Origin of the sequence: uncultured Allobosea sp. (assembly GCF_945957345.1) — a bacterium.
Classification (GTDB): Bacteria; Pseudomonadota; Alphaproteobacteria; order Rhizobiales; family Beijerinckiaceae; genus Allobosea.
Genome location: NZ_CAMFKW010000043.1, coordinates 1 through 25,919 on the forward strand (window position 1 = coordinate 1; position 25,919 = coordinate 25,919).

Consider the following 25,919-nt stretch of genomic DNA (forward strand, 5'->3'; position numbering starts at 1 on the left):
TTCGGCGGCGTCAAGCAGTCGGGCCTCGGCCGCGAGGGCTCGCAGCTCGGCATCGAGGAGTATCTCGAGGTCAAGGCCTTCCATATTGGCGGGCTTTGACGAGCAGCAGGGTCGGCTTCACAGAGTTGACGAAACAAGGGGGACTACCGTGAAAATCATAGCTTCCGCACTACTGGCACTTACTGTCTCGGCGACGATCGCGCCCGCCGAAGCCCAAACCACGACGCTCACCACGGTGAAAAGCCGCGGCGACCTGATTTGCGGCGTCAGCCCCGGACTCGCCGGCTTCGGGATTCCCGACGCGAAAGGCGAATGGATCGGCCTCGACGTCGATCTGTGCCGTGCCATCTCGGCTGCGATCTTCAACGATCCGATGAAGGTCAAGTTCACGCCGCTCTCGTCGAAGGATCGCTTCACGGCGCTCCAGAGCGGCGAGGTCGACCTGCTCTCCCGCACCTCGACCTGGACGATGTCGCGCGACACCACGCTGGGCCTGACCTTCGCCGGCGTGAACTATTATGACGGGCAGGCCTTCCTGGTGCAGAAGAAACTCGGCATCGACACCGCCCGCAAGCTCGACGGCGCCTCGATCTGCCTGCAGCAGGGCACGACGACCGAGCTCAACGTCGCCGACTATTTCCGCAAGAACAAGATCAAGTACGAGCCGGTCACCTTCGACAAGGGCGACGAGGCGATCAAGGCCTTCGAATCCGGCCGTTGCGATGCGCTGACCGACGATTCCTCGGCCCTCTACGCATTGAAGCTGAAGCTGGTGAAGCCGGAGGAGGCCGTCGTCCTGCCCGAGCTGATCTCGAAGGAGCCGCTCGGCCCTGTCGTCCGCAGCAGCGACCTGCAATGGTTCAATCTGGTGAAGTGGACGCTCGACGCCATGCTGAACGCCGAGGAGCTCGGCGTCACCAAGGCGAATGTCGACGAGATGCGGAAGTCGGACAATCCGGAGATCCGCCGCCTGCTCGGCGTGGAGGGCAAGTTCGGCGAGGGTATCGGCCTGACCAACGACTGGGTCTACCGCATCGTCAAGCTCGTCGGAAACTACGGCGAATCCTTCGAGCGCAATGTCGGCCAGGGCTCCGAGCTCAAGATCGCGCGCGGCAAGAACGCGCTCTGGACCGAGGGCGGCCTGCAATACGCTCCGCCGGTCCGCTGAAGGACGCAGGCAGCATCTTAAGGTATCGGGCCGAATATAACATTCAGCCCGATACTCGAGGTCATCCGATCTGCATCGGCTGTTCCGAAAATCGCATGACAATTTTCAGGCCGATGCTTCACAACCCCGCGAAGCTTTCAGCTTTGCGACAATAACGAAAATGGCACGCCCTGCACCGAGGGGCGTGCCAATCAACGTTTTCGCTATCGCAGGGTCCCCGCGCGCCTCTGCGCTCACTGAATCCGGTCGAGCATCTTGTAGTACATGCCCACCAGCGGCAGGAACCAGGGCTTGCCGAAATGGCCCGGCACCGCCGGCCAGGACAGCCCCTCGAGCGGATTGCGATTGGGGCGGCCGAGGATCGCATCGGCCATGATCATGCCCAGATGCGTCGACATCTGCGCGCCGTGGCCGGAATAGCCCATCGCATACCAGACGCCGTCCTCGTAGCCGGCGCGGGGATAGCGATCCCTGGTCATGTCGACCAGCCCGCCCCAACAATAGTCGATATCGACATCCTTGAGCTGCGGGAAGATGCCGGCAAGGCTCGCGCGCAGGATGGCACCGCTCTTCGCGTCGGAGGTCTGGTCGGACGTCGCGGAGAAACGCGCCCGCCCGCCGAAGATCAGCCGGTTGTCCGGCGCGAGGCGGAAATAGTTGCCGATATTGAGCGAGGTCACGGCCGTACGGTTGCTCGGCATGGTCGCCGCGACCTCGGCCTCGCTCAGCGGCCGCGTCGCGATCAGGAACGAGCCGACCGCAATGATTCGGCGCCGAAACCAGGAGAAGGGCCCGGAGGTATAGGCCCCCGTCGCCACCAGCACATCCTTCGCCAACACGCTTCCGCGCGGCGTCTGGAGGACATGCCGCCCACCTTCCAGCCGCCGCTCGGTCACGGGCGCGCGCTCATGGATCACCGCGCCGTGCCCGGCGGCCGCCGCGGCCAAGCCTGTTACGAAGCGGCCCATATGCATCATGGCGCTTTTCTTCGAAAGCATCGCGCCATGGAACGCGTCGGAGCCGACCTCACCCACGAGCTCGGCCCGGCTCAACATGGCCGTGTCGGGATCCGCCTCGCGATGCAGCACCTCGAAATTGCGGGTGAGCGAGGCGACGTGCTCCGGCTTGGAGGCCAGCTTGAGCTTGCCGGCCCGCCGGAACGAGCAGTCGATGCCCTCCTCCGCGACGATCCGCTCGATCGTGTCGACGGAATCGTCGAAGGCCCTGTAGAGGGCCACCGCACGCTCCCTGCCGAGCGCCGCCTTGGCGGCGATGAAGCTATGGGCGAGGCCGTTGTTGAGATGGCCGCCATTGCGGCCGGACGCTCCGTATCCGACGCTTTCCGCCTCCAGCACCACGACCTTCGCCCCGGCCATGGCGAGCTGGCGCGCTGCGGCGAGGCCGGTGAAGCCGCCACCGACGACGGCCACGTCATAACTGCCTTCGACCGGCCCCTTGGCGGCGCCGGTGAAGCTGTTGGCCGTGTCATGCCAATAGGATTTGAATTGCATCGGCCGGGGCCTCAGAGCCCGAACACGCCGGGCAGGCCCGAAATGTCCTTGATCTCGGTATAGCCGTAATAGGGATTCGCCGGCTCGTGCCCGCGATTGACCCAGACCTTGTTCTTGATCCCGAGATCATGCGCGGTCATCAGGTCGTAGCGGAACGAGGACGAGACGTGGCAGACGTCCTCCGGCCCGCAGCCCAGCATGTCGAACATGTACTCGAAGCCCTTCATGCGCGGCTTGTAGGATTGCGCCTGCTCGGCCGTGTAGACGGCATGGAAAGGCGCGCCGAGCCGGGCGACGTTATGCGGAATCTGGTCGTCCATGGCATTGGACAGGATGACGAGCGGGATTTCCTTCGCCACCTTGGCGAGGCCTTCCGGCACGTCCGCATGCGGCCCCCAGGTCGGCACCTGCTCGTAGACCCAGCGCGCATCCTCGGGGCGGAAGGCGACGCCATTCCGGCGGCAGGTCCGCTCCAGCGAATTGTAGACGACCTCTTCATAGGGCTTCCAGTCGCCGAGGATCTCGTCGAGCCGATAGGCCGAGAAATTCGTGATGAAGGTGCGCATCGCCGGCTCGTCCAGCTTGTCGCCGTAAAGCGCGCGCGCAGCCTTATCCATCGCGAAATAGATCAGTGTGCCGTGGCAGTCGAAGGTCACGAATTTGGGCTTGATGACGGTCATCCGCGGAAATCCCCTGTGGCGAAACGGTTGTATCCGTTAGCCAGGATCATAGCCGGGGCCGGAACGGCGCGAGCACCGCATTGCCCGCGACGGGAAGCACAAACTGCCGTCCGCCCTTGAGGCTATGGCAGAGAGTTCCGCCCGCATCGCAGTGGAGACCCACCTCGCTCCCCGATTGCCGGCCCCTTTCCGGCGTTCGTGGCATTCCATGCGGTCGCCGCGCATTCCTACGGTCGAAGATATCGCCCGGCGCCGTTCCTCAGGAGCAACTGCGCCGGCGCACCGCCTATCCATGAAGCAACGGATAAGAAGCGAAGCATCATGGACCAGGAAACGATCGATCTCGTCGCCTTCGACGAACGCCATCTCGATGGCGCCGTTCTGCTCTCGCGCGAGGCGGGCTGGCCCCACCGGCGCGAGGACTGGGCGATGCTCCTGGCTCTCAGCCACGGCTTCGTCGCGCTCCAGGGCGATGTGGTGGTCGGCACCGCGATGCTGACGCCATTCGGAGACAACTGCGCCACCGTGAATATGGTGATCGTCGCAGCCAGCATGCGCGGGCGGGGCCTTGGCCGGAAGCTCATGGATGCCGCCCTGCAGGCCTGCGGCGCCCGCGAATGCCGCCTCACTGCAACCGCGGATGGGCTGCCTCTCTATGAGAAACTGGGATTCAAGGCGACGCACGAAATCCGCCAGCACCAGGGCATTCCCGCCCCGCTGCCGGCGGATGCGGCGAACGACGCCGTCGAGCTGGAATGGGTCGGTTCGGAGAATTTCCCCTCAGTCGCCGCGCTCGACCTGGAGGCGCAGGGGATGGACCGCCGCCCGCTGCTCCGGCTCCTGACCGAGGCCGGGCGAATGGTCGTCCTGCGCGATGCCGGCCGAAGCGTCGGCTATGCCGCGCTGCGCCCATTCGGCCGCGGCGAGGTGATCGGCCCGGTCGTCGCAAATACGCTGGAACAGGCGCAGAGCCTCCTGAGCTTCCTGATCGCCAGCCGCCCCGGCGCCTTCCTGCGCGTCGACACGGCCGAATGGCATGAGCTTTCGCCATGGCTTTCCGCGCGCGGCCTCGTGGGCGTCGGCGGCGGCATCGCCATGCGCCGCAAGCCGGCCGGCCGGCAGCCGCCCGGCCCCGCCAAACCCTTCGCTCTCGCCAGTCAGGCGCTCGGATAGTCTGGAGAACCGCCATGTTGAGCAATTCCCTGATCGAACTCGATCGCGAACACTGGATTCACCCGGTCGCCTCCTATCGCGGCCATGAGAAGGCCGGCGTGCGCGTGCTACGCTCGGCGAAGGGCGCAACCATCACCGACGCGTCCGGCAAGCAGCTCATCGACGGCTTCGCCGGGCTGTGGTGCGTGAATGCCGGCTACGGGCATGAGAGCATCGTCGAGGTGGCTGCGAACCAGATGCGCGAACTTGCCTATGCGACGGGCTATTTCGGCCTCGGCTCCGAGCCCGCCATCCGTCTGGCGGCCGAACTCGCCGAGCGTTCGCCGGGCGACCTGAACCGCGTCTATTTCACGCTCGGCGGCTCCGACGCCGTCGACAGCACGGTCCGCTTCATCCGCTACTACCAGCAGGCCCGCGGCAAGCCGCAGAAGGACCAGTTCATCTCGATCGAGCAGGGCTATCACGGCTCCTCGACCGTCGGCGCCGGCCTCACCGCCCTGCCCGCGTTCCATGCCGGCTTCGGTGTGCCCTATGACTGGCAGCACAAGATTCCGTCGCATTACACCTACCGCAACCCGGCGGGCTCGGCGCCGGAGGCCGTCATCGCCGCCTCGCTGGCCGCCCTCAAGGCCAAGGTCGAGGCCGTGGGCGGCGCGGATCGCGTCGCGGCCTTCTATTGCGAGCCGATCCAGGGCTCCGGCGGCGTGCTCGTCCCGCCGCCCGGCTGGGTCAAGGCGATGCGCGAGCTCTGCCGCGAGCTCGACATCCTCTTCGTCGCCGACGAGGTCATCACTGGCTTCGGGCGCACGGGCCCGCTCTTCGCCTGCGAGGACGAGGGCATCGTTCCCGACCTGATGACCGTCGCGAAGGGACTGACCTCGGGCTATGTGCCGATGGGCGCCGTACTGATGTCGCAGGAGGTCTACGACGTCATCGCGGACGGCTCGGGCGCGGCCGCGGTCGGCCACGGCTACACCTATTCCGCCCATCCGGTCAGCGCCGCTGTGGGTCTCGAGGTGCTCAGGCTCTACGAGAACGGCCTGCTCGACAACGGCCGCAAGGCCGGCGCGCGCCTGATGGCAGGCCTCGGAAACCTCCGCGATCATCCTCTCGTCGGCGACGTGCGCGGCCGCGGCATGCTGGCCGCCGTCGAGCTCGTGACCGACAAGGCGAAGAAGACGCCGCTGCCGGCCGCTGCCGCGCCGGCCCAGCGCATCTTCGACCGCGCCTGGGACAAGGGCCTTGTCATTCGGGCCTTCGGCAACGGCGTGCTGGGCTACGCCCCCCCGCTGTGCTGCACCGACGCCGAGATCGATGCGATCGTCGAACGCACCCGCGCGACGCTCGACGAGACGTTGGCCGATCCGGATGTGCGCGCCGCGATGGCGTGACGCCGCGAGGCCCCGTGAAGGAGGGGCGGACGCTGGGTCAATCCCACGGCCGCCTCCCGAAGCCGAGATTCCGCGAAGGCTGCGAATTCGGAATTTTGTGCCGCGCGGTTTTCGACATTCAGCGTATCCGGCGAGCCAGCAATGGGAAACTCCCTCATGGCCGACGGAGACCGGCCAGGGGAATAGAGCGCAACCGTCACGACCAGCGGCCGAACAGCCCGATGACGATGCGACTGCGCTTGCTGACGACCACGGATTCCCGCCAGCGACCGGCGGGAGAAGCGGAGAGGCGATGGCTAAGAGTTTCGGCGACTTCCGCTATATGACGTTCGACGTCGTGGGCACCCTCATCGATTTCGAGGGCGGCCTTGTCGATTGCCTGGCGGCAATCGCCCGCGAAGCCGGCGTGCCCTTCGATGGCGAGGAAGCCCTCAGTCTCTACCGGGCAGCCCGTTACATGCCCGATGTCCAGCACTTCCCGGACGATCTCGCCCGCGTCTACGGCGTCATCGCGCCGAAGCTCGGCCTGCCCTTAGGCGAGAGCCGCGGGCAGCGCCTGCGCGACGCCGTCAAGGATTGGCGCCCCTTCCCGGACAGCGTCGACGCGCTTGCCCGCTTGTCGAAGCGCTACAAGTTGATCGCCATGACCAACGCTCAGTGCTGGGCCTTCGCGCATTTTTCCCGCGCGCTCGGCAACCCATTCTATGCGGGCTTCACCGTCGACGATACCGGTACGGAAAAGCCGGACCCCGCCTTCTTCGAGCAGGTCTTCGCCTTCGTCGAGAAGGATGGCGGCTCGCGCGAGCAGATCCTGCATGTCGCGCAGAGCCAGTATCACGACATCGGAATCTCCCGGAAGCTCGGCCTGACCAATTGCTGGATCCAGCGGCGCCACGCCCAGCCTGGCTATGGCGGCACGATCGAGCCCGAAAGCTTCACCGAACCCGACTTCCACTTCACCTCGATGGGTGCGCTCGCCGATGCCGTCGAGGACAGTCTGGTAGCCTGAAGAAACCCGCAACGAAGAAGACCAACGCCGAAGCAACGGCGCAAATCAGAAGAGGGGAATTCGCATGACCGACAAGATTTCTTCCAGCTGGACGAGCGCCGACGACGCCATCGTCGAGAATTCAATCCGCCGCGGCGCAAGCCGCCGCGACCTCCTGCAGATGCTGATGGCCGGCGGCCTTGCCGCTTCCGCCAGCAGCCTCGTGCTGGCGCGTGCCACCTCTGCGCTCGCGGCGACGCCGGTCAAGGGCGGCAACCTGAAGGCTGCCGGCTGGTCCTCCTCGACCGCCGACACGCTTGATCCGGCCAAGGCCTCGCTCTCGACAGACTATGTCCGCTGCTGCGCCTTCTACAACCGCCTGACCTTCCTGGACGGCGACGGCAAGCTGCAGATGGAGCTCGCCGACAAGTTCGAGACCAAGGACGCCAAGGTCTGGACTGTCACGCTCAAGAAGGGCGTCACCTTCCATGATGGCAAGCCACTGACCTCGGCCGACGTCATCTACTCGCTGAAGCGCCATCTCGACCCGGCCGTCGGCTCGAAGTCGAACTCGCTCGCCAAGCAGATGACCGAGTTCAAGGCGGTCGACCCGCTGACCGTGGAGATCACGCTGGCGGCGCCCAACGGCGACCTGCCGACCATCCTGTCGACGCACCACTTCATGATCATCGCCGACGGCACCACGAACTTCGCCAAGGCGAACGGCACAGGCGCCTTCGTCTGCGAGAACTTCGAGCCCGGCGTGCGCTCGATCGCGGTCAGGAACAAGAACTACTTCAAGCCCGGCGGCGCGAACCTCGACTCCTTCGAGTTCTTCGCGATCACCGACGATACGGCGCGCGTCAACGCGCTGCTCTCCGGCGATATCCAGCTCGCCGCAGCGATCAACCCGCGCTCGATGCGCCTGGTCGAGAGCCAGCCGAACGTCGTGCTGTCGAAGACCACGACCGGCAACTACACAAACCTCAACATGCGGCTGGACATGGCGCCCGGCAACAAGGCGGATTTCGTGGCGGGCATGAAGTATCTGCTCAACCGCGAGCAGATTCAGAAATCGGCGCTGCGCGGCCTCGCCGAGATCGCCAACGACCAGCCCGTTCCGCCGATGAACGTCTATCACAACAAGGACCTGAAGCCGAAGGCGTTCGACCCCGAGCGGGCCAAGGCGCTCTTCCAGAAGGCCGGTGTTCTCGGCCAGTCGATCCCGATCGTCGCCTCGGACGCTGCCGGCTCTTCGGTCGACATGGCCGTGCTCGTCCAGCAGGCCGGCAACGCCATCGGCATGAAGTTCGACATTCAGCGCGTTCCCTCGGACGGCTACTGGTCGAACTATTGGCTGAAGGCCCCGGTCCATTTCGGCAACATCAACCCGCGGCCGACGCCGGACATCCTGTTCTCGCTGCTCTACGCCTCCACGGCGCCGTGGAACGAGAGCCAGTACAAGTCCGAGAAGTTCGACAGGATGCTGCTTGAGGCGCGCGGCTCGCTCGACGAGGCCAAGCGCAAGCAGATCTACGGCGAGATGCAGGTGATGATCGCCGACGAGGCCGGCACCGCGATCCCGGTCTACATCTCCAACGTCGACGCCATCTCGAACAAGCTCAAGGGCCTGCTCCCGAACCCGCTCGGCGGCATGATGGGCTACGCCTTCGCCGAATACGTCTGGCTCGAAGGCTAAAGCCCTGCTTCTCCTGCGGGCCGGGCGCGTGCGTCCGGCCCGCATTTCGTGCCACACTCCGATCGGAGGTGTCAGCTGCGGGAGCGTCGATGAACCTTCACCTGTTGTCCCTGCTGGGCGGACGGCTGCTCGTCGCACTGCTGACGCTGCTGATCGTCTCCTTCGTGGTGTTCTGCGCCACCCAGATCCTGCCCGGCGACGTGGCAGAGGTGCTGCTCGGCCAGGCGGCGACGCCTGAGGCCGTGGCGGGCTTGCGCGCGGCGATGCACCTGAACGACCCGGCTATCCTGCGCTACTTCCGCTGGCTCGGCGGGATGCTGACAGGCGATTTCGGCATCTCCTACGCCAATAACCGACCGATCGCGGAGCTGGTCGCGGGGCGCCTGGGCAATTCGCTCCAGCTCGCGGCGGCGACAGCGCTGTTTTCGGTTCCGATCGCGCTCGCGCTCGGCATCACCTCCGCCATGCTGCGCGGCTCGGTTTACGACCGCTCGGTCACGATGGCGACGATCATGGTGATCTCGGTGCCGGAATTCATGATCGCGACCGCCGGAGTGCTGATCTTCGCGGTCTGGCTGAAATGGCTGCCGGCGCTGTCCTTCGCGCGGGACGTCCACTCCTTCGGCGAGATGCTGCGCATCTATGCGATGCCGGTCTTCACGCTGAGCTTCGTGATCTCGGCCCAGATGATCCGCATGTCGCGCGCCGCCGTTGTCGAGGCACTGAACACGCCCTATGTCGAAATGGCTCAGCTCAAGGGCGCCTCTCGCCCGCGGGTCGTGCTGCGCCATGCGCTGCCCAATGCGCTCGGCCCCATCGTCAACGCCGTAGCGCTGTCGCTTTCCTATCTGCTCGGCGGCGTCATCATCGTCGAGACGATCTTCAACTATCCCGGCATCGCCAAGCTGATGGTCGACGCCGTTTCGACGCGAGACCTGCCGCTCATCCAGAGCTGCGCGATGATCTTCTGCGCCGTCTACCTGCTCCTGATCACGACGGCGGATGTCATCGCCATCCTGTCGAACCCGAAATTGCGCTGACCCATGGCCATCGACGCAGCCAACACGACAGCCGCCAGCCCGCGCCGCGCGGGGTATCGGTTCAACCTCACGGGCTGGATCAGCCTTATCGTCATCCTCGCCTGGGCGGCGGTCGCGATCCTCGCGCCCTATGTCACGCCCCACGGCATCAGCGACATCGTCGACACCGACTATTTCGGCCCGATGAGCCTGCAGTTTCCGCTCGGGACGGACTATCTCGGGCGCGACATGCTCTCGCGTATCCTCTTCGGCGCGCGCTACACGGTCGGCATCTCGCTGGCGGCAACGCTGATCGCCTGCACCATCGGCGTCACGCTCGGCATGGCGGCGGCCGTGACCGGCGGCTGGTTCGATACGGCGTTGAGCCGCTTCGTCGATGCCCTGAGCTCTATCCCCAGCAAGCTGTTTGCGCTCGTTGCCGTCGCCGGCGTCGGCTCGTCGATCCCCGTGCTGATGCTGATCCTCGGCATCATCTACACGCCCGGTTCCTATCGCTTCGCCCGGGCGCTGGCCGTCAACGTCAACACCGCGGATTTCGTCACCGTGGCGCGCATTCGCGGCGAGAAACTGAGCTACCTGATCCGCGCCGAGATCCTGCCCAACATCATCGGGCCCGTGCTGGCCGATGTGGGCCTGCGCTTCGTCTTCATCGTGCTGCTCCTGTCCGGCCTGTCCTTCCTCGGCCTCGGCGTGCAGCCGCCGGAGGCGGATTGGGGCTCGCTGGTGCGCGAGAATATCGGCGGCCTGCCCTTCGGCGCGCCGGCCGTGATGGCGCCCTCCTTCGCCATCGCCAGCCTGACGATCGCGGTGAACATGCTGATCGACAACCTGCCGCAGAAAATCCGCGACCGGAGCGAATGATGGGCTCTCTCGTCGAAATCCGGGACCTCAAGGTCGAGGCGACCACCGATGCCGGCCGGCGCGTCGAGATCATCAAGGGCGTGAGCTTCGAGATCGCGCCGGGCGAGATCGTCGCGCTGATCGGTGAGAGCGGCTCGGGCAAGACCACGATCGCGCTGACCCTGCTCGGCTACACCCGCGCGGGCTGCCGCATCACCGGCGGAAACGTGCGCGTCGACGGCCGCGACATGGCCGCACTGTCCGAGAAGGAGCGGGCCAAGGTCCGTGGCGTCGCAGTGTCCTACGTGCCGCAAAGCGCGGCCGCCGCCTTCAACCCGGCGCAGCGCATCATGGACCAGGTGATCGAGATCACCCGCATCCATGAATTGATGCCGCGTGCCGAGGCCGAGGCCAAGGCGGTGGATCTTTTCCGTGCGCTCTCCCTGCCCTCGCCCGAGACGATCGGCGGGCGCTATCCGCACCAGGTTTCCGGCGGCCAGCTCCAACGCCTTTCGGCGGCCATGGCCCTGATCGGCGACCCGAAGGTGGTGATCTTCGACGAGCCAACGACGGCCCTCGACGTCACCACGCAGATCGAGGTCCTGCGCGCCTTCAAATCCGTGATGCGCCAGAGCCGGATGGCCGGCGTCTATGTCTCGCACGATCTGGCCGTCGTCGCGCAGATCGCCGACCGCATCGTCGTCCTGAAGGGCGGGGTCATCCAGGAAATCGGTGCGACCGCGCAGATCCTGTCGGCGCCGACACACCCCTATACCCAGGAACTGCTCGCTGCCTTCGCCCCTCCCGGGCGCGCGCCCGCACAGGTGGCGAGCCCGGAAGGCACGACTCCTCGCCCCGTGCTGGAGCTCGACTCGGTCAGTGCCGGCTACGGCAAGCTGCAGGCGGACGGGACCCCGCTGATCCTGGCTGTCGACAAGGTCGGCTTCAAGCTGGAGCGTGGCCGCAATCTCGGCATCATCGGCGAATCCGGCTGCGGAAAATCGACGCTCGCGCGCTGCATCGCCGGCATCATCCCGCCCACCTCGGGCACGATCGCCTTCAACGGCAAGCCGATGGCACCCCGCGCGCAGGACCGCAGCGCCGATGAATTGCGCAAGCTGCAGATCGTCTTCCAGTCGGCCGATACCGCGCTCAACCCGGCCAAGTCGATCGAAGACATCCTGGGCCGGCCTCTCACCTTCTATCATGACCTGCGCGGCGCCGCCCGCGACACACGCATCGACCGGCTCCTCGAGCTCGTACACCTGCCTCGCGCCCTGAAGCACCGGCTGCCGAGCGAATTGTCGGGCGGGCAGAAGCAGCGCGTGAACCTGGCACGCGCGCTCGCCGCCGATCCCGAACTCATCCTGTGCGACGAGATCACCTCCGCGCTCGACACCGTGGTGGCGGCGGCAATCATCGAATTGCTCAAGGACCTGCAGCGCGAGCTCGGCCTGTCCTATCTCTTCATCAGCCACGACCTGACGACGGTACAGGCGATCTGCGACGAGGTCGCGGTCATGTATCGCGGCGTGAAGGTCGAGCAGTTGCCGGCCGATCAGGTCGGCAAAGCAGGCGGCCACCCCTATGCGCGGCTGCTAATGTCCTCGGTGCCGAAGCTCGACCCGAGCTGGCTCGACAAGCTCGAACGCGACCCGGAACTCGTCGCCGCCTTCGCGAAACGCTGAAACTCAGTTCGTCGCCGTGACCGGAAACAGGCTGGTCAGCGGCATATGCGGTTTCACGATCGGCGATTTCAGCACGACGAAGCTGAAATACTTGTCGATGCCGATATCGAGGTCGATCAGCCGCTCCATCAGCGTCTGGTACTCGATAATGCCGCTGGTCACGAACTTGACGAGATAATCGTAGCCGCCCGAGACCAGATGGCACTCGATCACCTGGTCGAGTTTTTCGATGGCGGCGAGGAAGCGTGCGAAATCGATCTGCCGGTGGTTCTTCAGCGTCACTTCGGTGAAGACCGTCAGAGTCTGGCCGAGCTTTCCGATATTGATGCGGGCGGAATAGCCGGTGATGTAGCCGTCCTGCTGCAGCTTCTTGACCCGCATCAGGCAGGGGCTCGGCGACAGATTCACCAGCTCGGCCAGCTCGACATTGGTGATCCGGCCATTCTTCTGCAGTTCGTAGAGAATCTTGATGTCGATCTGATCAAGCTTCATGGGTCCCACCTCGATCGACAGATGATTGCGCCGCGCGTCGCGGCGCTGCGACAGCAGATCATGCCGTGAACGCTTCGCAGTGTCTAACAGGCGCCGGGCGCAGGCGATGACAGAATTGGCCTGTCGAAACCGAAGGAAATGCCGTGGCGATCCGATCTGCGGTGCACATGCCCGCCGGCAGGCAGATAGTCTCGCCTCCGCAAGGAGATCGTGATGCCGGCGCCACTGTTCGAGATCGAGACCAGCCCCGCCCTGCCCGAGAGCGCCGATGTCGCGGTCATCGGTGGCGGCATCGTCGGCGTCTGCGCCGGGTACTATCTGGCGCGCCGCGGCCTGAAGGTCGCGCTTGTCGAGAAGGGCCGCATCGGTGCCGAGCAGTCGAGCCGCAACTGGGGCTGGTGCCGGCAGCAGAATCGCGATGCCCGCGAGCTGCCGATGGCAACGGAGAGCCTCACGCTTTGGGATCGCTTCGCCGAAGAGATCGGAGAAGATCTCGGCTTCCGTCGCTGCGGCCTGCTCTACCTCAGCGACGACGACTCGCAGCTCGCCGGCTGGGCGAAATGGCGCGACTTCGCCATTGGCGAAGGCGTCGTCACCCATATGCTGTCCCCAGACGAAGCGTCGGCGCGAGGCAGCGCGACCGGCAAAAGCTGGAAAGGCGGCGTGTTCTCGCCGACGGACGGCACGGCCGATCCCGCCCGCGCCGCGCCGGTGATCGCGCGCGGCATCCTCAAGGCCGGCGGCAGCGTGCACCAGTTCTGCGCCGCGCGCGGCCTCGAGACGATGGGCGGGCGTGTCTCGGCCGTCGTGACCGAGAAGGGCACCATCCGCACCAAGACGGTCGTCCACGCAGGCGGCGCCTGGGCCTCCTCCTTCCTCAATCAATACGGCATCCGTTTCCCGCAATCCTCTGTCCGGTCGTCGATTCTCTCGGTCGGGCCGGGCGCTGCCGGCCTGCCGGAGGCGCTGCATACGGCCGCAGTCTCGGTCACCCGCCGCGGCGACGGCGGCTATACGCTGGCGATCAGCGGCGGGGCCCGCGTCGACCCCACGCCGCAGCAACTGCGCTTCGCCCGCCAGTTCGTGCCGATGTTCCTGCGGCGCTGGCGCAGCCTTGCGATCGGCGGGCTCGAAGGCTGGAAATCCGGCCACGAGACGCTCGGCCGCTGGAAGCTCGACGCGCCCACGCCGATGGAGGCCAGGCGCATCCTCGACCCGACGCCCGACCCGCGCCAGATCGCCGAGACCCATGCGCGCGCGCAGGCCCTGCTGCCGGCCCTCAAATCCGTGCCGGTCGCGGCGCGCTGGGCTGGCTATATCGACTCGACGCCGGACGGCGTGCCCGCCATCGGCGAGCTTGCCGGCCTGCCCGGCTTCATCGTCGCCGCCGGGTTCAGCGGCCATGGCTTCGGCATCGGTCCCGGCGCCGGCCACATGATCGCGGATATCGTCACGGGCGCGAAGCCGATCCTCGACCCCCGGCCCTATCGACCTGAGCGACTGGAGGGCTCCGCCTTCGGCAAGGTGGCCGAGTTCTAGAAGCCACCCTGCCCCGCATCGGGCCGCATAAGTCCGTCTTATGGGTCCGTCACGAATTCGTCTTGTCGCTCGCTCCGACAGGTACGGATGCTGCATGGCCCGGCGTGGACGACCGGGTGACCACGAAGCAACACAGGGGAACGGGATGATCGGGTTCAGAACAACGGTTGCCGCGCTCGGCATGATGGTCGCTGCTGCGACAGCCCAGGCGCAGACGGTCTACAAGGTCGGCTCTACGCCCACCGGCACACCCTTCACCTTCCTCGACGCGAAGACCAACACCATCCAGGGCATGATGGTCGATGTCATCGAGGAGATCGGCAAGGATGCCGGCTTCAAGGTCGAGATCCAGCCGATGCAGTTCTCGACGCTGATCGCGGCGCTCACCTCCGGCAAGATCGATATCATTTCCGCCGCCATGTACGGCTCCCCGGAGCGCGCCAAGGTCGTCGACTTCAGCCAGGACGTCTACGCCTATGGCGAGGGCCTGGTGGTCAAGTCCGACGACGCCAAGGACTATGTCGGCTTCGAGGATCTCAAGGGCAAGAAGGTCGGCGGCCAGATCGGCACACGCTATATCGACGCCCTCAAGGCATCCGGCGCACCGGCCGAGGTAAACGCCTATGACAGCCTGCCCGACATCCTGCGCGACGTCTCCAACGGCCGCCTGGACGCCGGCATCGGCGACTACCCGATCCTGGCTTACAACCTCGCGCAGGGACGTTTCCCGCAACTGCGGCTGGTCAAGTCCTACAAGCCGTCCGTGCCGGGCCCGATCAACATCGCCGTCAAGCAGGGCAATGCCGAACTGCTGGCGAAGATCAACACCAGCCTCGCGAACATGAAGAAGGACGGCCGCTTCGACACGATCCTGAAGAAATGGGGTCTCTGAGCGCGCGCCATTTCCTCAGCCATGACGCATTTTCTCAGCCAGGTTCCGACGTACCTGCCGATCCTGATGCAGGGCGTCTACCTCACTCTGCTGGTCACGCTCGGCGCCTTCGTCCTCGCGACGGTACTGGGCCTGGTCTGGGCCTTCATGCGGGTGAGCGGCATCGCGCCGCTCGCCTGGACGGCGCGCACGATCATCGTGGTCGTGCGCGGCATCCCCGGCATCGTCACCCTGTTCTACATCTATTTCGTGCTGCCTGATCTGGGCCTGTCGCTCAGTGCCGTGCAGGCCGCCATCATCGGCCTCGGCATCGCCTATTCGCCCTATATGGCGGAAGTCTTCCGGGCCGGCATCGAGGCGATCGACCGCGGGCAGACGGAAGCCGCGCTCTCGATCGGCATGGGCTGGGACCTGCTGATGCGGCGTGTCGTGCTGCCCCAGGCGATCCGCGTGGCGCTGCCGCCTTATGGCAGCACGATGGTCATGCTGCTCAAGGATTCCTCTCTCGCCTCGACGATCACGGTCGCTGAGCTGTCGCTGCAGGGCAAGCTGCTGGCGTCCTCGACCTTCGAGAACACCACGATCTTCACGCTCGTTGCATTGATCTACCTCGCCATGAGCCTGCCGCTCACGGCCTTCAACGCCTGGCTCGAACGCCGCATGAGGCAGGCCCGATGAGCATCATCGAACTGCGCAACATCAGAAAGTCGTTCGGCACGGTCGAGGTCATCCACGACGTCTCCTTCTCGGTCGAGAAGGGCGAGGTGGTCTGCATCATCGGGCCGTCCGGCTCGGGCAAGTCGACGCTCCTGCGCTGTATCAACGGGCTGGAGACCTACCAGGGTGGCGAGATCACGGTGCATGGCGAGCGCGTCGACACGGGCTCGTCGCGCATCCGGCAGGTGCGGGCACGCGTCGCCATGGTCTTCCAGCGCTTCAACCTGTTCCCCCACCGGACGGCGCTCGAAAACGTCGCGGAAGGCCCGATCTTCGTGAAGAAGGAGCCGCGCGAGGAGGTTCTGGCGCGCTCGCGCGAGTTGCTCACGCGGGTCGGGCTCGGCGCCAAGATCGATGCCTACCCGGCCCAGCTCTCCGGCGGCCAGCAGCAGCGCGTCGCGATCGCACGCGCGCTCGGCATGAAGCCCGACGCGATCCTGTTCGACGAGCCGACCTCGGCGCTCGATCCGGAACTGGTCGGCGAGGTCCTCGCCGTCATGCGATCTCTCGCCGACGAGGGCATGACGATGGTGGTCGTCACCCATGAGATGGGCTTCGCCCGCGAGGTCGCGGACCGCGTGCTGTTCCTCGATGGCGGCGTTCTGGTCGAGCAAGGCCCGCCCGACGAAGTGCTGAGCCGGCCACAGCATCCGCGCACGCAGGATTTCCTGCGGCGCATCCTGCCGTCCTGAGGGTTTCGCGCATGGCACGCCTGTCCGGTCCGTTCTTCAGCGACGACGCGGTCGACACGCCCTATTGGTGGGATGCGGCGAGGCCTGTGCCACAGTCCCCAGCCGAACTGCCGGCGCAAAGCGAGGTCACCATCGTCGGCGCCGGCTTCACCGGGCTCAACGCCGCGCTGACCCTGGCGCGTGCCGGCAAGCAGGTGACCGTGCTGGACGCGCAAGCGCCCGGCTGGGGCGCCTCCTCCCGCAATGGCGGGATGCTCGGCCCCGGCTGGGCCACCTTCGACACCGCAATGGCCTACGGGCCGGACAAAGCACGCGCCATCGTCGCGGAAAGCTTTCTGGCCCTGCAGCACGTCAAGGATGTCGTGGCGCGCGAGGCCATCGCCTGCGATCTCGCGGTGGTCGGCTACTTCAGGGGCGCAATGACGCCGCGGCTCTACGAGGCGATGGGGCGCAATCTCGACCGCATTCGGCAGGTCATGCCCTGCGATGCCTATCTGGTGCCGCGTAGCGAACAGCAGGGCGAAATCGGCACCGAGCTTTATCATGGTGGCCTCGCCATGCCCGGTTATGCCGGCCTGCACCCGGCGCGCTATGTCGCCGGCCTCGCTGAAGCTGCGCGCCGGCTCGGCGTGCAGGTCGTCAGCGGCGCACGGGTCACAGCGATCTCGCGGCAGGCGGGTGGGTTCGATCTCTCGGTCGGCGAGCGAAAGATCGCAACAAAGCAGCTGCTCGTCGCGACCAACGGTTATACCGGTGCGCTCCTGCCCTTCCTGCAACGGCGGATCATTCCGATCCGCAGCGCGCTGATCGCGACCGGACAGCTCCCGGCCGAGGTTATGGATCGCCTTATGCCGAAGCGGCGCATGCTGGCCGGCAGCCAGCGCGTCGTGACCTATTACCGTCCCTCCCCGGACGGGACGCGGGTTCTCTTCGGCGGTCGCGTCCTCAAGGTGAACGGCGAGAATGTCGCCCACGCCAATGCCGCGCATCTGCGGAAGCAAATGCTGCAGGTCTTCCCCGAGCTCGAACGGACGCCGATCACGCATTACTGGCACGGTCAGACCGGCTTCACCTTCGACAAGCTGCCGCATCTCGGCGAGCAGGAGGGCGTCTTCTACGCCTGTGGCTACAACGGCACCGGCATCGCGCGGGCGAGCTGGTTCGGCCATAAGATCGCGCAACGCATGCTGGGCAGCACGGAGTGGCCCAGCGCCTATGCCGATCTGCCCTTCCGCAGCCGCCCGCTCTATTACGGCAAGCCCTGGTTCCTGCCGCTGGCCGTGCTCTTCTACGAAATGCGGGATCGCTGGGACCAGCGATAGAGCGGGGAGATGCCCAGCGGCGCTTGAGGCTGGACATCCACGCTGGCGGCGGCGATGTCTGCGCTATCGCCGTTGATGGGACGACAGATGCGGGCGCGCCAACTCGAAGTCTTCTGCACACTGATGCGCTGCGGCACTGTCACCGGCGCGGCCGCGATGCTGAACATCTCGCAGCCGGCGCTGAGCCAGATCCTCCTCCATGCCGAGGATCAGCTCGGCTTCAAGCTGTTCAACCGCGTGCGCGGCCGGCTGGTGCCGACGCAAGAGGCGGAGGAGCTCTACTCCCAGGCCGAGCACATCTTCGGAGAGCTCGATGCGCTCCGCCGCCGGACGATCGACATGCGGCATGGCCGCACCGGGCTCGTCCGGCTCGCTGCATCGGCCCCGCCTTCCATGTCGATCGTGCCACGCGCGCTGACCGCGTTTCGTGAGGAGCATCCGGAGATCGTGGTGCGCTCGCTCATCGCCTCGCAGACATCCATCGTCGAGATGCTGCGCAGTGGCGAGGTGTCGCTGGGCATCGCCATGAACAACCTGCCACATGCGGGAATCCATGCCGAGACGGTGGGGCGCGCCACGCTGGTCTGCGTCGTTTCGGCCGAGCATCGGCTGGCCGCGCTCGATCGCGTCCGCTTCGCCGATATCCTCGACGAAACGCTGATATCGTATCGCGCCGACACGTTGCCGGGGCGCTTGCTGGCAGCCTCGGCCGAGGCGGAGGACTTCGCCTATGCGCCGGCGATCGAAATCGACCTGTCGATCACGGCCCTGCCCTATGTGCGCGACGGTCTCGGCATCGCCATCGTCGACAGCCTGCTGCCATGGGAACAGTTCAACGGCGTCGTGACCCGGCCTTTCGAGCCCCGGATCGAGGTGCCCATCGCCATCCTGACTAGCAACGACAGGCCGCTCTCGGCGAGCCACGAATTGATGCGTGATTGCCTGCGGGCGGCCTGCCGGGATCTCAATCGCGCTCCCGACGCATGAGCACTCGATCCTATCCGTTGCCCGCCGAATCCTGGAGCAGGGCAGAGATTGGGGCCGGCCTCACCGGCGCCTGCCCGCGCAACCGGCCCGCCGCAGCCGCGCAGGCATGGCCCGCGCTGCCAGCGACGATTTCCGACGCGGCGAGCTCGCAGTAGCGGCCCTGACAGCGCCCCATCCCCACGCGCCCGAGCGATTTGACGCGATTGACCTCGCCTCCACCGAAATCGGCGGTCTTGCGCAACTCGCCGGCCGTCACGCCTTCGCAACGGCAAACCACCGTCTCATCCGGCAATCCGGTCGCGGCGTGGGACGGCCAGGGAAAGGCCTGCGCTACGCCGTGCGCAAAGCGGCTGAACCGGGCAAGGCGCCGCTTCTCCGACGAAACACCGGCAGCCGGCAAGCCGAGATCCTGCAGGCAGGCCACAGCGGCAAGGCGCCCTGCGACCTCTGCCCCGTCGGCCCCGAGTATCCTGAGGCCGTCGCCGGCGAGATAGACGCCGCGTCCCGCCCGCCCCATGGCATCGGCCTGCGGCAGCCATTGCCGCCAGGTCTCATCATAGGCGAAGTCGCATCCGGCGAGGTCCGCGAGGCGTGTCTCGGCCCGCAGGTGCCAGCCGAGGCCGACCGCATCGCAAGGCGTGCGCTGCTCCCGGCCCGCTCCATCGCGCCAGAGCGCGGCGACCGGGCCGCGCTCATCCGCCTCGATGCGATCCAGCCGGACGCCGGCATGGTAGAGCCGACCAAGGCTGCGACGCATCATCAGCCCGCGCAGGGCAAAGAGCGGCCGCGCCGCGAGACCGGAGAAGCCGCGCAATTGCTGGCGCATGGATGAGGTATCGAGCACCGCCGCGACCTGCGCGCCAGCCTTCAGCAATTGCACAGCAAGCAGGGTGAGCAGCGGGCCGGTGCCGGCCAACACGATGCGCCGCCCCAGGGCGGCTCCTTGCGCCTTTAGCGCGATCTGCATCGCGCCGAGCCCGTAGACCCCGGCAGTCTCCCAGCCCGGCACAGGCAAGACGCGATCCATCGCGCCGGTGGCAAGGATCAAACGGTCATAGGAAATCCAGCGCGAGCCCGTGCCATCAAGCACCTGCAATCGCCCGTCCGCGATGGCGATGACGGAGCTGCGGGAATGATGAACGAGGCGGCCCGCCGCCGCCAGGGAATCGAAGGTCCGGTGCAGCGCGACGGCCTTGCCGGCCTCCGAGCCATAGAGGACCTCGGGCGGACGCGTGAAGCCCTGCGGCGGTCGCCGATAGATCTGGCCGCCGGCACGTTCGCCTTCGTCGATGACGATGGGCGTGAGGCCCCCGGCGACCAGCGCCTCGGCAGCCCGGATGCCGGCCGGCCCCGCCCCGACGACGACGACCCGAGGTCCCGTTGCGTCGCTCACGGCCATTCCCCCGGAGCATCGGACAGGAGGCGCATGCCTTCGATCAGCGGCGTCGAACAGGCCCGCAGCCTCGGTCCATCCTCCTGCCAGATCCAGCAGTCCTGGCAGGCGCCCATCAGGCAGAAGCCTGCACGCGCTTCCGGACCGAATTCCGAGCGGCGCAGGGCCGGCGCGACCGAGAGCACGGCGCTGAGCACGGTGTCACCCGTCAGGGCTCCCCGCTGGACGCCATCGAGGAAGAAGCGCAAGGGCGGACGATCCGTCTCTGCCAGTCGAACCAGCCGCCCCGCGGCCTCTCCCGCAGCCACGCTCATTCGGCCGCCTCGGCGAAGGAGGGCCGAGGCTCCGGCATCTCCGGGAAGCGGACCCGGGCTGCGGCAAAGGCTTCGTCGACGCCCTGAGCGCCAACCCGGCCCTTCATGCGGCGGAATATCTCCGTCTTGGCGAAGAAGCGCCAGTGGATCGGCAGGCCGGCAAGCAAGACCGTGAGCCTGTCATAGGCGTCCCGCGTCCACTGCGCCTCATAGCCGTCACGCTCCGGGCCGAAATGGAAATGACCGGATACCGGCGAGCGCTCGGCGCGCCGCGCCTTCGTTGCCTTTTCGTCCAACACCTCACCCTGCATGACGACGCCGTAATCCCGCTCCGCCGCTTCCGGCGAGACATAGCCGCGCACGACATCCTCCGCCACACGCCAAGCCTCCCGGTCGAAGGGATGGCCACGGCCGCCGCCGCCCGCCGAGCGGATTTCCAGCACGTCGCCGGGCTGCAGGACAGCGGTGTCGATATTGCCGAGCCGCCGCTCCTCCGGCTGGCCTGGATTGACCACCATGTCGGAAAGGCCCGCCGCCCTCCCGCCCAGCACGCCCCAGGGCCGGAAGAAGCTGCGGTCGCGATTGCGAGCGGTGATGCGGCTGTCCGGCGCGAAGACGCGAAACGCCATTTCGGTGGCAAGCCCGCCGCGCCAGCGCCCGGCACCGCCGCTGTCCTTGGCCAGCCCGTATTTGACGAACTCCACCGGCGTCTCGGTCTCGGTGATCTCGATCGGCGTGTTCTTGAGATAGGCCGCGTCAGCCCCGGAGCCGTTGGTGCCGTCACGATGCGGCATGCCGCCGCCGCCGCCCACCACCGGGTTGACCGCGGCGATGACGGTCCGGCTCGTGCGCTCGTCCGTCGTCATCACGTTGACGATGCAGTTGTTGCCGGCAGGCGCGGCGGGCAGCCGCTCCGGCACCGCCTGCGAGAACGCCCCGAAGATCACCGAGCGTAACCGCGCGCAGGTCAGCGAGCGCATGCCGACTGCCGCGGGGAAGACCGGGTTCAGCACCGTCCCCTCCGGCGCGATGCAGGTGAAGGGGCGCGTCAATCCGGTATTGAGCAGGATCTTCGGGTTCAGCGTGTAGAGGACGTAATAGACCCCGACGAGCAGGATCGTGTGTCGCGGGTTGCCGCCGCTCGGCACATTCAGCGAGGAGGCGAGCTGCGGGTCGGAGCCGGTGAAGTCCAGCACCGCCTCGTCGCCGCGGATAGTGAGCTTGAGCTTGAGGCGGCAGGGATTGGCCTCGACCGAATCCTCGTCGGCATAATCGGCGAACTCCCAGGTTCCGTCCGGCATGCCGCGCAGCACCTCGCGCGCCTGCGCCTCGGCCTGGTCGAGCAGTGCCTCGACGCCACCGAGGAACCCCTCGCGCCCAAATTTCTCGATCATGGCCAGGACCTTGCGCTCGCCGGTGTTCAGCGCGCCGACCAGCGCCTTGATGTCTCCGATGTTCAGGTCCGGCTTGCGGACATTCGTCGTCATGATCCTGAGGATCTGCTCGTCGAAGACCCCTTCGTTGACGAGCTTCATCGGCGGGAAGCGGATGCCTTCCTGATGGATCTCGGTCAGCGCCCGCGACAGCGAGGCCGGCACCGCGCCGCCCATGTCGGTGTTGTGGATATGCCCGCCGGTCCAAGCGACGATCTCGCCCTCATGGAAGACCGGCTTCCAGAGATGGGTATCGGGCGCGTGGGTAGCGACGAAGCAGGCATAGGGATCGTTGGTGAAGCCGACATCGCCGGGCTTGTAGTCGCCGATCATCTTGATCGCCGGAGCCCAGGACAGGCCCGGATACCAGGTGGCGCCCAACTCCATCGGCACGGCGAAGGTGTCGCCGCTGCGGCTGATCAGCATGACCGTGAAATCCTCCGTCTCCTTGACGAAGGCGGAATGGGCCGTGCGGTGCAACGTATGCGCCATGTTCTCGGCGGCGGCGCGCGCATGGTTCGCGAGCACCTGAAGCTTCATCCGGTCGAACATCGGCATCACTCCGCGAAAGTCAGATGAAGGTTGAGATGGCCATCGATCCGCGCGGTGGCGCCGGCAGGAATGGCGACCGTCGTGTCCTCCTGGGCGACGACGGCCGGGCCTGCGAAGCGGCTGCCGGGCGGCAGGTCGGCACGACGGTAGAGGCCGACGGCCTTTCGTTCCCCGCCCGTGTGGATCGTCAGCTCGCGCTCCGGGACGGCAACCGCATCCGTTTCCGCGGTTTCGGGAAAGGACAGGTTGGGGCCGGCGCCGATGGCCGAGAGCCGCAGATTGACGATTTCGATGCGGCCATCAGGATCGTCGAAATCGTAGATTCGCTGGTGTGTCCGGTGGAATTCCCCCGCGATCGCCGCCGGATCACCGGCTTCGAGCCAGGCCGGCTGCAGGGGGACCTCGATCTCGTAGCTCTGGCCGACATAGCGCATATCCGCCGAGAACCTGAGATCGGCCGGGCCGGCATGGCCTTGGGCCGCAAGCCAGCTTCGGCCCTCCTGAACCATCGCAGCCGACGCCGCCTTAAGTTGCGGCAACACCGTGGCGGACAGCTCGGCGAAAAGCGTGCGGACGAAATCGCCGCGCAGATCGGCAACGAGCCCGCCCAGCGCCGAGACGACGCCCGGCCGGCGCGGCGCCAGCACCCGGCTCATGCCGAGCTCCCGCGCAAGGAAGGCGCCTAGCATCGGGCCGCCGCCGCCGAACGGCATCAGCGTGAAGTCCTTGAGGTCGACGCCGGCCCGTGAGGACAGTTTCTCGACCTCGACGAACATCTCGGAGACGGCAATGTCGAGGATCGCCTGCGCGGTGTCGTCGAGAGAACGGCCAAGCTTGTCGGCCAAGTGCCCGACGGCGGCGCGGGCAAGGCCGGCATCCATCTTCAGCTGGCCATAGGCCATCTCGCTATGGCCGAGCCAGCCGCAGACCACCATGGCGTCGGTGACGGTCGCCTGCTCGCCGCCGCGCCCGTAACAGGCCGGGCCGGGCGTGGAGCCGGCCGATTCCGGGCCAACGCGCAGCACGCCCTGCCCGTCGACCGTCGCGATCGAGCCGCCGCCGATTCCGATCGAGCTGACCGAGACGGACGGGATGTATAGCGGAAACTCGCCGATCATCTCGCCGGTGCCGTATTGCGGCTCGCCGTCGATGATGAGAGCGAAATCGGCGGAGGTGCCGCCGATGTCGAGCGTCAGCACGCGTTTCTCGCCGGCTTGCCGGGCGAACCAGGTTGCGCCGATCACGCCCGAAGCCGTGCCGGAAAGCAGCATGGAGACGCAGGCGCGCTTGCCCTCCGCGGCATTCATGACGCCGCCATTCGACTTGGTCAGAAGCGCGCGTGCCGGTACGCCACGATCCGCCAGCCGCTGCTCCAGCGCCGTCAGGTAGCCGGCAATGCGCGGATGCACATAGGCGTTGAGGATCGCCGTCGTCGTCCGCTCGTATTCGCGGATGACCGGCCAGACCTCCGCCGAGGTGAAGACGAAGAGCTCCGGAGCCAGCCGCGCGATCTCGGCCTTCACCGCCTCTTCCTGGGCGCCGTCGCGCCAGGCGTGGAGAAAGGCGACGACGATACCGACGGCTCCACGCGCCCTGGCCGAAGCGATAGCGGCCGCGACCGCGTCGAGATCGGGCTTCACCGTCTCGCGCCCATCCGAGCGCATCCGGGCCGGAATGCCGAAGATGCGGTCGCGAGTGATGAGCTGCTCGGGGCGGGAGCAGAAGAGCGAATAGACCTCCGGCATGCGCAGCCGCGCCAGCTCGATGACGTCCTCGAAGCCGGCATTGGTGAAGAGCGCCAGCGGCGCGCCCTTGCGCTGGATGATGGTATTCACGCCGACCGTGGTGCCATGGACGAAGCGAGTGACCGCCGTCGGATCGAGGCCCTCACGCTCGGCCAGCAGCGAAAGGCCGGTCATCAGCTCGGCGCCCGGATCGTCAGGCGTCGTCAAGACCTTCAACGATGCGACCTGGCCCGAACGCGTCTCAAGCGCGCAGAAATCGATGAAAGTGCCGCCGATATCGACGCCGACCTTCCAGTCCGCACTCGGCACAGTTCCGCCGCCCATGTCCGCTCCTCTTGCTGGTGGTCGGAAGCTGACATGGAAGCCGCGATGCGGTCCAAGAGACATGCGAGGCAGGACCATAGGCTGGACTTATGGCCTGTCGGCCATCGCGTCTTTGACGGCTCCGCGCGTCCGCGCCAGGTTCGATCACACGGAGATCTGCCGCCTCTGCGGCAAGAGGCTGGACATGGATGTGATCGTGCTCGGCGGCGGCCTGATGGGAACCGCGGCAACCTTCTTCCTGCGGCGGCGCGGCCTGAAGGTCACGCTGATCGAACGCAACCGCGTCGGAACAGGCGCCACCGTCGCTTCCTTCGGCAATATCCGCCGGACAGGACGCCACCTCACGCAATTGCCGCTGGCGCATCGCTCGCGCGCACTCTGGGGCGAGGCGGAGCGCCTGCTCGGCCGCGACGTGGAGTTCCGCGCGACCGGCCACCTCCGGCTGATCTTCGAAGAGGACGCGCTGGCCGATATGCGCACCTATGCCGATGCTGCGCGGCCCTGGGGACTGGAACTCGAGGAACTCGGTGCAAACGAGATTCGGGCGCGCTTTCCCGGCCTCGGCCCGGGAGCGATCGCCGCCTCGTTTTCCCCGCATGACGGTTCCGGCAATCCGCGCCTCATCGCGCCAGCCTTCGCCGACGCCGCAAGCCGGCTCGGCGCGGAGATCGTCGAGGAATGCGAGGTCCGCAGCATCGACAGGACCGAAGCTGGTTTCCGCGTGACGACCTCCAGGGGCGTATTCGAGGCCGGCAAGCTCCTCAACACCGCCGGAGCCTGGGGGATGCGGATCGCCGCGCAGTTCGGCGAGCCGGTGCCCCTCACCCCGCGCGGGCCGCAGATGGGCGTCACCGAGCCCCTGCCCCATCGCATCCTGCCGGTTGTCGGCATCTGGACCCGTCGTCATGGAACCGACGCCTATTTCCGTCAGGTCGAGCGCGGCAACATCGTCTTCGGCGGCGCGGCCGAACGGGTCGACGTGCCCCTCGATCCCGGCCACGCCAAGGCCGATCCGGCTCGCCTGACGGCGCAGCTTCGCGCCCTAAGACAGCTCCTGCCGGCGCTGGAGAACGTCTCGGTAATCCGTACCTGGTCGGGCTGCGAAGGCTATCTCGCCGACATGCTGCCGGTCATGGGCCCGTCAGGCACGACGCCGGGGCTGTTCCACGCCTTCGGCTTCAGCGGGCACGGCTTCCAGATCGGCCCGGGCGTCGGCGACACGATGGCCGAATTGATCGCGACGGGCACGACGGATATCCCGCTCCACGACTTCCGGATCGAGCGCTTCGCCGACACGGACAGCGGCCGAAGTCCCGCCGCGGCTTGAAAGCGCCGACGG

The 25,919-nt window shown here is 66.8% G+C and carries 23 protein-coding genes; 16 read left to right on the forward strand and 7 right to left on the reverse strand.

The window, feature by feature from the left end:
• Together Q0Q36_RS18945 and Q0Q36_RS18950 are read left to right on the forward strand one after the other, a co-directional pair.
• Positions 1-99, forward strand: a 99-nt coding sequence (locus tag Q0Q36_RS18945; RefSeq protein WP_293800405.1) for an aldehyde dehydrogenase family protein, incomplete at its 5' end; no start/stop codon positions are given.
• A 97-nt stretch (positions 100-196) separates the two neighbouring features.
• Positions 197-1,168 carry an amino acid ABC transporter substrate-binding protein gene (locus tag Q0Q36_RS18950; RefSeq protein ID WP_293800407.1) on the forward strand — a complete coding sequence of 324 codons (972 nt, stop codon included), beginning with the start codon at positions 197-199 and terminating at the stop codon, positions 1,166-1,168.
• Between the two features lie 233 nt (positions 1,169-1,401).
• Here the strand turns inward: Q0Q36_RS18950 and Q0Q36_RS18955 are convergent, their stop codons facing one another.
• Complete coding sequence (locus Q0Q36_RS18955) at positions 1,402-2,679, reverse strand: FAD-binding oxidoreductase (protein ID WP_293800340.1); 1,278 nt, start codon at positions 2,677-2,679, stop codon at positions 1,402-1,404.
• 11 nt (positions 2,680-2,690) lie between these two features.
• Positions 2,691-3,359 carry a haloacid dehalogenase type II gene (locus Q0Q36_RS18960; protein WP_265056949.1) on the reverse strand — a complete coding sequence of 223 codons (669 nt, stop codon included), beginning with the start codon at positions 3,357-3,359 and terminating at the stop codon, positions 2,691-2,693.
• A 321-nt stretch (positions 3,360-3,680) separates the two neighbouring features.
• Here Q0Q36_RS18960 and Q0Q36_RS18965 point away from each other — a divergent pair, with 321 nt between their 5' ends.
• From Q0Q36_RS18965 to Q0Q36_RS18995, 7 genes are all read left to right on the forward strand, one after another.
• On the forward strand, positions 3,681-4,532 hold the full coding sequence (locus Q0Q36_RS18965) for a GNAT family N-acetyltransferase (RefSeq protein ID WP_293800343.1): 852 nt from the start codon (positions 3,681-3,683) through the stop codon (positions 4,530-4,532).
• A 14-nt stretch (positions 4,533-4,546) separates the two neighbouring features.
• Positions 4,547-5,923, forward strand: coding sequence for an aspartate aminotransferase family protein (locus tag Q0Q36_RS18970; RefSeq protein ID WP_293800345.1), 1,377 nt, complete (start codon positions 4,547-4,549; stop codon positions 5,921-5,923).
• Between the two features lie 292 nt (positions 5,924-6,215).
• Positions 6,216-6,932 carry an HAD-IA family hydrolase gene (locus Q0Q36_RS18975; protein ID WP_293800346.1) on the forward strand — a complete coding sequence of 239 codons (717 nt, stop codon included), beginning with the start codon at positions 6,216-6,218 and terminating at the stop codon, positions 6,930-6,932.
• Positions 6,933-6,996: 64 nt separating this feature from the next.
• Positions 6,997-8,610 carry an ABC transporter substrate-binding protein gene (locus Q0Q36_RS18980; protein WP_293800347.1) on the forward strand — a complete coding sequence of 538 codons (1,614 nt, stop codon included), beginning with the start codon at positions 6,997-6,999 and terminating at the stop codon, positions 8,608-8,610.
• A gap of 89 nt (positions 8,611-8,699) precedes the next feature.
• On the forward strand, positions 8,700-9,650 hold the full coding sequence (locus Q0Q36_RS18985) for an ABC transporter permease (protein WP_265056952.1): 951 nt from the start codon (positions 8,700-8,702) through the stop codon (positions 9,648-9,650).
• A 3-nt stretch (positions 9,651-9,653) separates the two neighbouring features.
• Positions 9,654-10,511 carry an ABC transporter permease gene (locus tag Q0Q36_RS18990; RefSeq protein ID WP_293800348.1) on the forward strand — a complete coding sequence of 286 codons (858 nt, stop codon included), beginning with the start codon at positions 9,654-9,656 and terminating at the stop codon, positions 10,509-10,511.
• Positions 10,511-12,178, forward strand: a complete 1,668-nt coding sequence (locus Q0Q36_RS18995) for an ABC transporter ATP-binding protein (RefSeq protein ID WP_293800409.1) — start codon at positions 10,511-10,513, stop codon at positions 12,176-12,178. The genes Q0Q36_RS18990 and Q0Q36_RS18995 overlap by 1 nt, the downstream gene beginning before the upstream one ends.
• Positions 12,179-12,181: 3 nt before the next feature.
• Here the strand turns inward: Q0Q36_RS18995 and Q0Q36_RS19000 are convergent, their stop codons facing one another.
• Entirely contained in the window at positions 12,182-12,670 is a 489-nt protein-coding gene (locus Q0Q36_RS19000) for an Lrp/AsnC family transcriptional regulator (protein ID WP_293800349.1), read from the reverse strand.
• A 213-nt stretch (positions 12,671-12,883) separates the two neighbouring features.
• Here Q0Q36_RS19000 and Q0Q36_RS19005 point away from each other — a divergent pair, with 213 nt between their 5' ends.
• The 6 genes from Q0Q36_RS19005 (at position 12,884) to Q0Q36_RS19030 (ending at position 18,819) form a co-directional block, all read left to right on the forward strand.
• Positions 12,884-14,209, forward strand: a complete 1,326-nt coding sequence (locus Q0Q36_RS19005; protein WP_293800351.1) for an FAD-binding oxidoreductase — start codon at positions 12,884-12,886, stop codon at positions 14,207-14,209.
• Between the two features lie 145 nt (positions 14,210-14,354).
• Positions 14,355-15,101, forward strand: coding sequence for an ABC transporter substrate-binding protein (locus Q0Q36_RS19010; protein ID WP_293800353.1), 747 nt, complete (start codon positions 14,355-14,357; stop codon positions 15,099-15,101).
• 21 nt (positions 15,102-15,122) lie between these two features.
• The gene (locus Q0Q36_RS19015) at positions 15,123-15,779 is read left to right on the forward strand and encodes an amino acid ABC transporter permease (RefSeq protein WP_293800355.1); all 657 of its coding nucleotides are present in this window, start codon (positions 15,123-15,125) and stop codon (positions 15,777-15,779) included.
• Between the two features lie 2 nt (positions 15,780-15,781).
• Positions 15,782-16,510: an amino acid ABC transporter ATP-binding protein gene (locus Q0Q36_RS19020; RefSeq protein WP_293800411.1), complete on the forward strand. Its 729-nt coding sequence runs from the start codon at positions 15,782-15,784 to the stop codon at positions 16,508-16,510.
• A gap of 11 nt (positions 16,511-16,521) precedes the next feature.
• On the forward strand, positions 16,522-17,832 hold the full coding sequence (locus Q0Q36_RS19025) for an FAD-binding oxidoreductase (protein ID WP_293800357.1): 1,311 nt from the start codon (positions 16,522-16,524) through the stop codon (positions 17,830-17,832).
• Between the two features lie 87 nt (positions 17,833-17,919).
• The gene (locus tag Q0Q36_RS19030; protein ID WP_293800359.1) at positions 17,920-18,819 is read left to right on the forward strand and encodes a LysR substrate-binding domain-containing protein; all 900 of its coding nucleotides are present in this window, start codon (positions 17,920-17,922) and stop codon (positions 18,817-18,819) included.
• A gap of 10 nt (positions 18,820-18,829) precedes the next feature.
• Here Q0Q36_RS19030 and Q0Q36_RS19035 read toward each other — a convergent pair whose 3' ends face one another.
• From Q0Q36_RS19035 to Q0Q36_RS19050, 4 genes are read right to left on the reverse strand one after another with little or no spacing between them, the layout of a single operon-like run.
• Positions 18,830-20,212 (reverse strand): FAD/NAD(P)-binding oxidoreductase, encoded by a 1,383-nt coding sequence (locus tag Q0Q36_RS19035; protein WP_293800361.1) that lies wholly within the window; start codon positions 20,210-20,212, stop codon positions 18,830-18,832.
• A complete protein-coding gene (locus Q0Q36_RS19040; protein WP_293800363.1) occupies positions 20,209-20,526 on the reverse strand; it encodes a (2Fe-2S)-binding protein in 318 nt (105 codons plus the stop codon). Before Q0Q36_RS19040 ends, Q0Q36_RS19035 begins: the two co-directional genes overlap by 4 nt.
• A complete protein-coding gene (locus tag Q0Q36_RS19045) occupies positions 20,523-22,511 on the reverse strand; it encodes a hydantoinase B/oxoprolinase family protein (RefSeq protein WP_293800365.1) in 1,989 nt (662 codons plus the stop codon). The genes Q0Q36_RS19040 and Q0Q36_RS19045 overlap by 4 nt, the downstream gene beginning before the upstream one ends.
• Positions 22,512-22,516: 5 nt before the next feature.
• On the reverse strand, positions 22,517-24,580 hold the full coding sequence (locus Q0Q36_RS19050; RefSeq protein WP_293800367.1) for a hydantoinase/oxoprolinase family protein: 2,064 nt from the start codon (positions 24,578-24,580) through the stop codon (positions 22,517-22,519).
• Between the two features lie 184 nt (positions 24,581-24,764).
• Between Q0Q36_RS19050 and Q0Q36_RS19055 the strand changes: the two genes are divergently transcribed.
• A complete protein-coding gene (locus Q0Q36_RS19055; RefSeq protein ID WP_293800369.1) occupies positions 24,765-25,907 on the forward strand; it encodes an FAD-binding oxidoreductase in 1,143 nt (380 codons plus the stop codon).
• Positions 25,908-25,919 lie beyond the last annotated feature (12 nt).

What these genes read in the sequence shown, in the direction of transcription:
- Q0Q36_RS18955 (WP_293800340.1), bottom strand. Translation starts at nt 2,679, where the DNA reads ATGCAATTCAAATCCTATTGGCATGACACGGCCAACAGCTTCACCGGC.
- Q0Q36_RS18960 (WP_265056949.1), bottom strand. Translation starts at nt 3,359, where the DNA reads ATGACCGTCATCAAGCCCAAATTCGTGACCTTCGACTGCCACGGCACA.
- Q0Q36_RS18965 (WP_293800343.1), top strand. Translation starts at nt 3,681, where the DNA reads ATGGACCAGGAAACGATCGATCTCGTCGCCTTCGACGAACGCCATCTC.
- Q0Q36_RS18970 (WP_293800345.1), top strand. Translation starts at nt 4,547, where the DNA reads ATGTTGAGCAATTCCCTGATCGAACTCGATCGCGAACACTGGATTCAC.
- Q0Q36_RS18975 (WP_293800346.1), top strand. Translation starts at nt 6,216, where the DNA reads ATGGCTAAGAGTTTCGGCGACTTCCGCTATATGACGTTCGACGTCGTG.
- Q0Q36_RS18980 (WP_293800347.1), top strand. Translation starts at nt 6,997, where the DNA reads ATGACCGACAAGATTTCTTCCAGCTGGACGAGCGCCGACGACGCCATC.
- Q0Q36_RS18985 (WP_265056952.1), top strand. Translation starts at nt 8,700, where the DNA reads ATGAACCTTCACCTGTTGTCCCTGCTGGGCGGACGGCTGCTCGTCGCA.
- Q0Q36_RS18990 (WP_293800348.1), top strand. Translation starts at nt 9,654, where the DNA reads ATGGCCATCGACGCAGCCAACACGACAGCCGCCAGCCCGCGCCGCGCG.
- Q0Q36_RS18995 (WP_293800409.1), top strand. Translation starts at nt 10,511, where the DNA reads ATGGGCTCTCTCGTCGAAATCCGGGACCTCAAGGTCGAGGCGACCACC.
- Q0Q36_RS19000 (WP_293800349.1), bottom strand. Translation starts at nt 12,670, where the DNA reads ATGAAGCTTGATCAGATCGACATCAAGATTCTCTACGAACTGCAGAAG.
- Q0Q36_RS19005 (WP_293800351.1), top strand. Translation starts at nt 12,884, where the DNA reads ATGCCGGCGCCACTGTTCGAGATCGAGACCAGCCCCGCCCTGCCCGAG.
- Q0Q36_RS19010 (WP_293800353.1), top strand. Translation starts at nt 14,355, where the DNA reads ATGATCGGGTTCAGAACAACGGTTGCCGCGCTCGGCATGATGGTCGCT.
- Q0Q36_RS19015 (WP_293800355.1), top strand. Translation starts at nt 15,123, where the DNA reads ATGACGCATTTTCTCAGCCAGGTTCCGACGTACCTGCCGATCCTGATG.
- Q0Q36_RS19025 (WP_293800357.1), top strand. Translation starts at nt 16,522, where the DNA reads ATGGCACGCCTGTCCGGTCCGTTCTTCAGCGACGACGCGGTCGACACG.
- Q0Q36_RS19030 (WP_293800359.1), top strand. Translation starts at nt 17,920, where the DNA reads ATGCGGGCGCGCCAACTCGAAGTCTTCTGCACACTGATGCGCTGCGGC.
- Q0Q36_RS19040 (WP_293800363.1), bottom strand. Translation starts at nt 20,526, where the DNA reads ATGAGCGTGGCTGCGGGAGAGGCCGCGGGGCGGCTGGTTCGACTGGCA.
- Q0Q36_RS19045 (WP_293800365.1), bottom strand. Translation starts at nt 22,511, where the DNA reads ATGTTCGACCGGATGAAGCTTCAGGTGCTCGCGAACCATGCGCGCGCC.
- Q0Q36_RS19050 (WP_293800367.1), bottom strand. Translation starts at nt 24,580, where the DNA reads ATGGGCGGCGGAACTGTGCCGAGTGCGGACTGGAAGGTCGGCGTCGAT.
- Q0Q36_RS19055 (WP_293800369.1), top strand. Translation starts at nt 24,765, where the DNA reads ATGGATGTGATCGTGCTCGGCGGCGGCCTGATGGGAACCGCGGCAACC.